The organism is Mycobacterium sp. NGS22, from assembly GCF_059813095.1.
Window position 1 is genome coordinate 107,629 of the sequence record NZ_JCALDY010000017.1, and the last position, 6,910, is coordinate 114,538.

The following is a 6,910-nucleotide window of genomic DNA, read 5'->3' on the forward strand; positions in this document are numbered from 1 at the left end:
CATCGTGCGCGCACTGTGCTGGAACGGCGTCAACGACCTGTCGGTAGAGACGGTCGACGATCCCAAGATCCTCAACCCACACGACGTGATCGTCCAGGTCCGGCTGACGACCACATGCGGCTCGGACCTGCATTTCATCGACGGCTACCTGCCCGGCATGCGCGAGGGCGACGTCTTCGGCCACGAATTCATGGGAGTGGTGGTCGAGACGGGCTCGGAGGTGCGCGACACCAAAGTGGGTGAGCGGGTGGTGGTGCCGTCGTTCATCGCCTGCGACAGGTGCTGGTACTGCGAGCACGAGCTGTATGCCTGCTGCGACACCACCAACCCGAACGCCGAACTGCAACAGCCGCTGCTCGGCTACCCGTCGGGCGGAATCTATGGCTACACACACCCGTTCGGCGGCTACGCCGGTTCGCACGCCCAGTACGTGCGGGTGCCGTTCGGCGACGCGAACTGCTTTGCCATCCCCGGGGACATCACCGACGAGCAGGCGCTGTTCCTGTCCGACGCCGTCCCTACCGGTTTCATGGGCGCGGACTTCTGCGACATCTCCGGCGGTGACACCGTCGCGGTCTTCGGCGCCGGGGGAGTGGGTCTGATGGCTGCCCGCAGTGCGCTGCTGCTCGGCGCCGACCGGGCGATCGTGATCGACCGGATCCCGGAACGACTCCAATTGGCGCGCAACGGATTCGAACTGGAGACCATCGACTACACCGCCGTGGACAGCGTGCACGAGACGCTGCGGGAGATGACCGGTGGGCGGGGCCCGGATGCGTGCATCGACGCGGTCGGCATGGAAGGACACGGCACCGGGGTCCAGCAGCTCTACGACAAGGCCAAGCAACTGCTGCGGCTGGAGACCGACCGCGCCACCGCCTTGCGGCAGGCGATCCTGGCCTGCCGCAAGGGCGGGGTGGTCTCGGTGCTCGGGGTGTACGGAGTGACCGACAAGTTCCCGATGGGTGTGCTGACCAACAAGGGCCTGACCCTGAAGACCTCGCAGCAACACGGCCAGCGCTACATCGCCCGGCTGTTCGACTACGTCGAACAGGGTGATCTGGATCCCGCCAAGCTGATCACCCATGACCTGCCCCTCGAAGAAGGGGTGCGCGCCTACGACCTGTTCAAGAACAAAGAGGACAACTGCATCCGGGTGGCGATGCGGCCGTAGGGGGTTAGAGCGCTACGCAGCGGGCATAGCTGGTGGCATGACAATCGAGGCTGACGACGTCCGGCGCCTGCTCGACGCCGAAGACGCAGACGCTGCACTGGTTCTCATCGAAGGTCGGGTCGAAGTGAAGACACCGGCCGAACTGGAATCGCCGGATTACCGCGGCGCGTTGCAGGTCGCGACGCGCGCCGAGGTGCTGCAGGGCGTGGGCGACGCGGAGTTGTCGGACCGCGAACTCGCCGAGCGGGCTGAGGAACTCGACACGGCGGTGCGCAACTTGGGCGGCTGACAGGGGGGTTGCCTGTTCGCCGGCGCGTTGCTGAGATCAGGGCATGACTCAGCAGGAACCACTGACCCCGCCACCCGAAGAGTTCGTTTCGCTGGATCGGTACGGCAATCGGGCGTTCCTGCATGCCCGCGTATGACTTCATCGTGGTCGGAGCCGGCTCGGCCGGGTGCGCGGTCGCCGGACGCCTCGCCGATGAATCCTCGGCGACCGTGCTGCTCATCGAGGCCGGCGGCTCGGACCGGAAGCTGACAGTGCGTGCGCCCCTGGCGTTTCCGCGGCAGATGGGCACCGCACTGGACTGGGCGTACGAAACCGAGCCGGAGCCGGCGTGCGCGGACCGGCGCATCCAGCAACCCCGCGGCCGAGTGCTCGGTGGCACCAGCGCGATGAACGCGATGTTGTGGGTCAAGGGCAGCGACCTCGACTACGACGGGTGGCAACTTCCTGGCTGGACGTGGGACGACGTGGCGCCGGTTTTCGCGCGCATCGAGCAGGGACCGATGCGCGTCACCCGGGTTACCGAGCCCGACGAAGTGTCCCGCCGGTTTGTCGCTGCGGCGCGGGCGGCGGGCGTCGCCGCGGAGGACGACGTGAGCGGACCGGGTCTCGACGGGGCGACCATCAGCCCGGTCACCATCTACAACGGGCAGCGCTGGACGACGGCACGGGCATATCTGCGGGGGCAGCGGAATCTGAGTGTCGCGAAGAAGGCCACCGTCCGGCGGTTGATCATCCGCAACGGACGCGCGGTCGGTGTCGAGTTCCGTTGCAATCGGCGAGTGCAGCAGGTTTTCGCCGATCAAGAGGTCGTGCTGAGCGCGGGGGCATTCGGCACTCCGCAATTGCTGCAACTTTCGGGCATCGGACCCGCCGATCATCTGCGTGCCGTCGGGATCACACCACAGGTGGACAGCCCGAACGTCGGGCAGGGCCTGTCCGACCATCCCAACATGTTCGGCATTTGGCGGCTGGCCCCCGGATATGTCGGGCTGGCCGACGCGGCCAATCCAAAGTGGTTGCTGCAGTGGCTGTTACACCGGACAGGCAAGCTGTCGAGCAACGGGTGCGAGGCGGTCGCCCACATCCGGTCCACGCCCGATCTGCCGGCCTGCGACTTTCAGTTGGTGATCACCCCAGGCGACGCGCTGGCCGACATCAAGACCGCCGCCTTCCCGCCGTCGTTGACGGTGATCCACTCCTACTGGACCCCGCAGAGCCGCGGCAGCGTGCTGATCCGCTCCGCCGATCCGGACCGGCCGCCGGCGATCCGGCTCAACCTGCTCCGCGAGCGCGCTGACATGGAGGCGATGATCCGGGCGGTGCAGCGGTCGCGGGAGATCGTCTCCACCGAGCCGCTCGCCTCGGCCGTCGACCGGGAGGTGTTACCCGGACCGGCCGCGGACCTCGAAGCGTGCATCAGACAGACCGTGATCACCACCGCGCACCCGGCCTGCAGCGTCGCGATGGGTTCTGAGCCCGACAGCGCGCTCGACGAGCAGTTGCGGGTGCGGGGCGTGGCGGGATTGCGGGTCGCCGATGCGTCGGCGCTGCCGCGGATTCCGCGGGCCAACACCAACGCGCCGTCGATCATGATTGGTGAACGGTGTGCCGATTTTCTGCTCGCCCCCGCTTGATGTCTTGGACGCGTCTGACGCGGTGTGGCAAGGTCGTGGGCGTGAGCGACCTCTCTGGCTCTCAGAGCAACAGGCAGACCTCGGGGCCGCCGGTGCGGCCGTTGTCGGCCGACCAGCAACCGGCGACAAAGGCGGACCTCTACGCGGCGGTGGACGCCATGCGCGCCGACATGCGTCAGCTGCTCGAGCAGATCAGCACGCTGATCAAGGACGCGCAGAAGTAGGTGAAGCCGTTTCGCATCGACGTGCCCGACGACGTCCTGGAGGATCTGCAGTCGCGGCTGGCGCGCACCAGATGGCCGGACGCCGAATGTGTGGACGACTGGAGCCAGGGCGTCCCGTTGCGCTACACCCGCGACCTGGCCGCCTACTGGGCCGCTGACTACGACTGGCGCGTCCGGGAGGCGGCGCTGAACCGGTTCGACCAGTTCGTCGACCAGTTCGACGGTCTGGACATTCATTTCATCCATCAGCGCTCGCCTTACGATGATGCTTTCCCGCTGGTGATCACCCACGGCTGGCCGGGCTCGGTCGTGGAGTTCCACAAGGTGATCGAGCCGCTGACCGATCCCACCTCACACGGTGGCCGCGCCGAGGACGCCTTCCACGTGGTGTGCCCGTCGCTGCCCGGGTACGGCTTCTCCGGGAAGCCGGGCCGCACGGGCTGGGGCGTGCAGAAGATCGCGCAGGTGTGGGAGGAGCTGATGGGTCGCCTGGGCTATGACCGTTACGGCGCCCAAGGAGGCGACTGGGGTGCGGCGGTCACCACCCAGATCGGCCGCAACGGCGGGAACTGCGCGGGGATCCATCTGAACATGCCGCTTGGCACGCCGACGAAGGAGACGCTGGCCAACCCGACACCGGAGGAGCAGGCGGCGATGGCCGCGCTTGCCGAGCACCGCAAATCGGGGACCGGCTATTCCAAGCAGCAGTCCACCCGACCGCAAACGCTGGGCTACGGGCTGGTGGATTCGCCGGTGGGCCAACTCGCCTGGATTGTCGAGAAGTTCTGGGCGTGGATGGACTGCGACGGACACCCCGAGAACGTGTTGACGCGGGATGAGTTGCTGGACAACGTGATGATGTATTGGGTGACCGGCAGCGGCGCGTCCTCGGCGCGGCTGTACTGGGAGAGCTACAAAGTGTGGGGGGACAATTCGCGGGTCGAATTGCCCACGGGCGTAGCGGCTTTCCCGAAAGAAGTGCTGCGCGCGCCGCGCTCGTGGTGTGAGCCGAACTTCAATTTGACGCACTGGACGACGATGCCGCGCGGCGGGCATTTCGCCGCCTTCGAACAGCCGGCGTTGTTCGTCGAAGACCTCCGGAAGTTCTTCGCGACGGTGCGCTGACGGGATCAGACGATCCTGCGACCCCGTCGCGCCCGAGATCTCATGTCCCACAGATACAGCTCGTATCCCAGGATCCAGACGCGGTGCGGGATCAGCCGGTCGGCCAACCGCAGCGCCGCCAGCAGCCATTCGAATCGGCGCTGCTGAGATTCCGACCAGTCCAGCCGCATCATCGCCCGGAACTCCGGCGCCAGGAATCCCGTCGTCGCGAACAAATTGAACGGTCCGGCCAGCATCCGCACCGGCCACGGCATGAACGCCATCGAAGCCACCCCGCGCAGGTGCTCGCGCACCGGCGGGTCGATGCGCAGTTCGTCGAGGGAACGCTTCCAGTATTCGTCGAACGCGACCCGGTCGGCGGGCCACATGCGCTCGGGCACCTGCAGTGTGGTGGCCAGCCGCTTGGCGTCCTGGAACACCACGTCCGAGCTCGCGTCGTCAAGCGGGCCGTGCAGGTACTCGTGCTGTTCGACGAAATAGCGGTACAGACAGGCGGCGACCCAGAGCTGCAACTTCGGGTCGAAGGCGTTGTAGGACACCGGGCTGGACGCCGTCGAACGAACCTGCCGGTGCGCGGTGTCCACGGCGTCGCGGATCAGCTTGCGGTCGGATTCGGTCCCGATGGTCGCCACGGCGAGGTAGGTGCCGGTGGTCCGCGCCCGTTTGAACGGGTGCTTGTAGACATTGCCGCTGTCCACCGGGCTTTCCAGCACGCCGTAGCCGACACCCGGCAACGACAACTGCATGATGACGTTCGCGGCGGGCAGCAACGTCGCCGCCGGGTTCAACAGGTCGGCGACCCTGGTTACGGGCCGCTTCATCGCGGATCCTTACCCATGAGTCGAGTACATCATGTTCGGGTGGTTGGTGCGCCGAGAATCTCGGCGCGGCGGAGGGTAGAGCGAGTCATAGCGGGCGCTTGTTGAGGCATGGCTGATCTGATCGCTGCGCTTTAACTGCGCCGGCCGGGTCGTGTGAGACGCTGCCGAGGTGTTCGTGTCACCGAATTCGGCTCGAAGCGTCGGCGTGTTGACTGGTTATCTGGCCGATCTGGCGGTGGGTGACCCGCGACGGGGACACCCGGTGGCGCTGTTCGGCACGGCCGCTGCGAACCTGGAACGGCTCACTTACCGCGACGCGCGGGCAGCCGGGGCAGTGCATGTCGGGGTGCTGGTGGGCGCGGCGGTGTTACTGGGCGTGGTGCTGCAGCGCGGGACCGGGCCGGTCGCGGCGACCGCGGTGGCTACCTGGGTTTCCCTGGGTGGATCTTCGTTGGCGCACACCGGTTCTCGGATGGCAGATCTGCTGGAGTCCGGTGACGTGGCGTCCGCGCGCGCGTTGCTTCCCTCGTTGTGCGGTCGCGATCCGGCTGTGCTGGACCGGGACGGTCTGGCCCGGGCGGCGCTTGAATCGGTGGCCGAGAACACTTCCGACGCGCAGGTTGCGCCGCTGCTGTGGGCGGCGGTCGGCGGCGCACCGGCGGTGCTGGGTTATCGCGCGGCGAACACTCTGGACGCGATGATCGGCTACCGCTCACCGCGGTATATCCGATTCGGTTGGGCCGCAGCCCGATTGGACGACATCGTCAACGTCGTGGGCGCCCGGGTGACGGCCGGATCGGTGATGATCTGCGCGCCCTTGGTAGGCGGATCTGCGCTCGGTGCGTTGCGCGCCTGGCGGCGCGACGCCGCCAGCCATCCCAGTCCGAACGCCGGCGTCGTCGAGGCGGCGTTCGCCGGTGCGCTGGGGGTGCGGCTGGGCGGACCCACCCAGTACCATCACGAGCTGCAGATCCGGCCGACGCTGGGCGACGGCCGCCCACCCACCGTGGCCGACCTGCGCCGCGCGGTGATCCTGTCGCGGGCAGTGCAGGCGGTGGCCACCCTGGTCGCGGTCGGCGTTGCCGCGCTCATCCACCCCCGAGTGGTGGGATGGGGAGAGCGCGCAGCAATGAGCCGATCCCATTGGTCAGCAACGAGATTCCGGTGACACTGGGTTGGCCCCAGTTGAGCGTGAGTCCCGGATCCGGCGACGGCACGAACGGGTAGGCGTTCGGCATGGCCGAGGGCGGAAGCAACCCGGCCCACACCAGGTTGGCCTGCACGCCTTGCGCGGTGCCCTGCAGCAGATAGGTCCCGACGGCGAACGGATCGATTAGCGGAAACAGGCTCGCCGGGGTGGGGAGATCCGCGTATTCGGAGTGCATTCCGCCGATGTCGCCGTAGCCGAGATCTACCAGTACCCGCAGATTCGGCTGGATCAGGTTGAGCAGCGGCTGCGGCAAGTTCAGCGGCCTCAGCAGCGGTAGGTCCTGGCTGGGAATCAGGTAATACGTTGTGCTGCCGGTGGACCCGGGGGAAACCGGCGCGACGATCGCCGACGCGAGCTGTGCCGGCGTCAGGTATTCGTATGCGGGCGTGGGGCTCAAGTGCCCGTAGTACAGGCCGGCGATGGCGTTGGCGGA

8 protein-coding genes are annotated in these 6,910 nt (G+C 67.4%); 6 read left to right on the forward strand and 2 right to left on the reverse strand.

Annotated features, from left to right (window positions below; all coding sequences use genetic code 11):
- Positions 1 to 4: 4 nt before the first annotated feature.
- From AC5Y47_RS17425 to AC5Y47_RS17445, 5 genes are all read left to right on the forward strand, one after another.
- Positions 5 to 1,174, forward strand: a complete 1,170-nt coding sequence (locus AC5Y47_RS17425) for a zinc-dependent alcohol dehydrogenase (protein WP_499945409.1) — start codon at positions 5 to 7, stop codon at positions 1,172 to 1,174.
- 37 nt (positions 1,175 to 1,211) lie between these two features.
- Positions 1,212 to 1,463: a hypothetical protein gene (locus AC5Y47_RS17430; RefSeq protein ID WP_499945410.1), complete on the forward strand. Its 252-nt coding sequence runs from the start codon at positions 1,212 to 1,214 to the stop codon at positions 1,461 to 1,463.
- A 122-nt stretch (positions 1,464 to 1,585) separates the two neighbouring features.
- Positions 1,586 to 3,097, forward strand: coding sequence for a GMC family oxidoreductase (locus AC5Y47_RS17435; RefSeq protein ID WP_499945411.1), 1,512 nt, complete (start codon positions 1,586 to 1,588; stop codon positions 3,095 to 3,097).
- A gap of 41 nt (positions 3,098 to 3,138) precedes the next feature.
- Positions 3,139 to 3,321, forward strand: coding sequence for a hypothetical protein (locus AC5Y47_RS17440; protein ID WP_499945412.1), 183 nt, complete (start codon positions 3,139 to 3,141; stop codon positions 3,319 to 3,321).
- Positions 3,322 to 4,446: an epoxide hydrolase family protein gene (locus AC5Y47_RS17445; protein WP_499945413.1), complete on the forward strand. Its 1,125-nt coding sequence runs from the start codon at positions 3,322 to 3,324 to the stop codon at positions 4,444 to 4,446.
- A 5-nt stretch (positions 4,447 to 4,451) separates the two neighbouring features.
- On the opposite strand, the gene AC5Y47_RS17450 is transcribed toward AC5Y47_RS17445, so the two are convergent.
- Entirely contained in the window at positions 4,452 to 5,267 is an 816-nt protein-coding gene (locus AC5Y47_RS17450; protein WP_499945414.1) for an oxygenase MpaB family protein, read from the reverse strand.
- 169 nt (positions 5,268 to 5,436) lie between these two features.
- On the opposite strand from AC5Y47_RS17450, the gene AC5Y47_RS17455 reads away from it, so the two are divergent.
- Complete coding sequence (locus AC5Y47_RS17455) at positions 5,437 to 6,435, forward strand: cobalamin biosynthesis protein (RefSeq protein WP_499945415.1); 999 nt, start codon at positions 5,437 to 5,439, stop codon at positions 6,433 to 6,435.
- Here AC5Y47_RS17455 and AC5Y47_RS17460 read toward each other — a convergent pair.
- Positions 6,356 to 6,910: PE-PPE domain-containing protein (locus tag AC5Y47_RS17460; protein ID WP_499945416.1), on the reverse strand; the 555-nt coding region annotated here is incomplete at its 5' end. The two genes, AC5Y47_RS17455 and AC5Y47_RS17460, sit on opposite strands and share 80 nt — an antisense overlap.